The following is a 996-nucleotide window of genomic DNA, read 5'->3' as shown; positions in this document are numbered from 1 at the left end:
GAAGTGCGCCGACAAGTACAAAAAGAATGGGACAAATACAATCGCACAAAGTGTAAACGTATGCGTCATGTATTTTATAAACGTGCATCTAAATTATCACCAAAACAACAGTGGTACTTACAGCGCTATACAGAAATGTCTAAAACATTAAAAGTAGCTCATGAATTAAAGGAAGCCTATTGTGAATGGTTTGATTGGGCAAAGACAAAGAATGATGTCGTAGAAGTAAAGAAGCGATTACTAGCTTTTTACCGTAAGGTGGAAGAGACAAAATTACCAGCTTTCTTAAAAGCAATTCAAACATTTAAAAACTGGCAAGTAGAAATCTTAAATAGCTTTAGTTTTGGTTATTCCAATGGCTTCTTAGAAGGTATTAATAACAAAACAAAAGTGATGAAACGGAATGCATTTGGCTTTCGACGCTTCGATCACTTTCGAGCAAAAATCTTATTAAATTTAAAGTATAAAGAAATCGGAGTTCATCTGGGTTAAGGTGCTGAAAGATTACAGCACCCCAACATTTGACTTAGAACCAATAAATAGATGTAATAGATAATAAACTTAATGGTGGTTAACGAGTGTTAATTTAGAGAAATATTACCAGTTGCACTACATTTATTTGTATCACCAGAACAATACAATGCTAACTTGTGTTTAGTATTAGTATTTGTCGTAACAAATTTTCCAAGAGCTGCACCAGGACGAACAATTAAAGTGTCCGCTTCTGGTTTATTATTTGAATCTAGTATTGTCCAATAAATATCTACTGAACCAGTATTTTTAATTAGAACATAAACTTTTGATGATGCATTAATTAAACTTGAGTAGCCATAAGTATTAGAAGGGCCTACAAAAACAGCCTCCGATGTAGATGCAGAAGCATTATCTGCACTATAAGTATAAATAGACAAGATAAATATTAATGGCATGATAAATTTAAGTAATTTTTTCATTTTTATCTCCTTTTTGGTTGTTTTATAAATACTGTTATTATTG

2 protein-coding genes are annotated in these 996 nt (G+C 31.9%); one reads left to right on the top strand and one right to left on the bottom strand.

Translation table 11 applies throughout. The features are described 5' to 3' along the window. Positions 1-492 (top strand): transposase (locus PVA17_RS24845; protein ID WP_274069356.1); only part of this gene is annotated, 492 nt, incomplete at its 5' end. Positions 493-581: 89 nt separating this feature from the next. Here the strand turns inward: PVA17_RS24845 and PVA17_RS24840 are convergent. After that, positions 582-996 (bottom strand): hypothetical protein (locus PVA17_RS24840; protein WP_274069355.1); only part of this gene is annotated, 415 nt, incomplete at its 5' end.

Source organism: Lysinibacillus sp. CNPSo 3705 (assembly GCF_028674935.1).
Taxonomy (GTDB): domain Bacteria; phylum Bacillota; class Bacilli; order Bacillales_A; family Planococcaceae; genus Lysinibacillus.
This window is presented reverse-complemented; position numbering and strand designations above follow the sequence as displayed.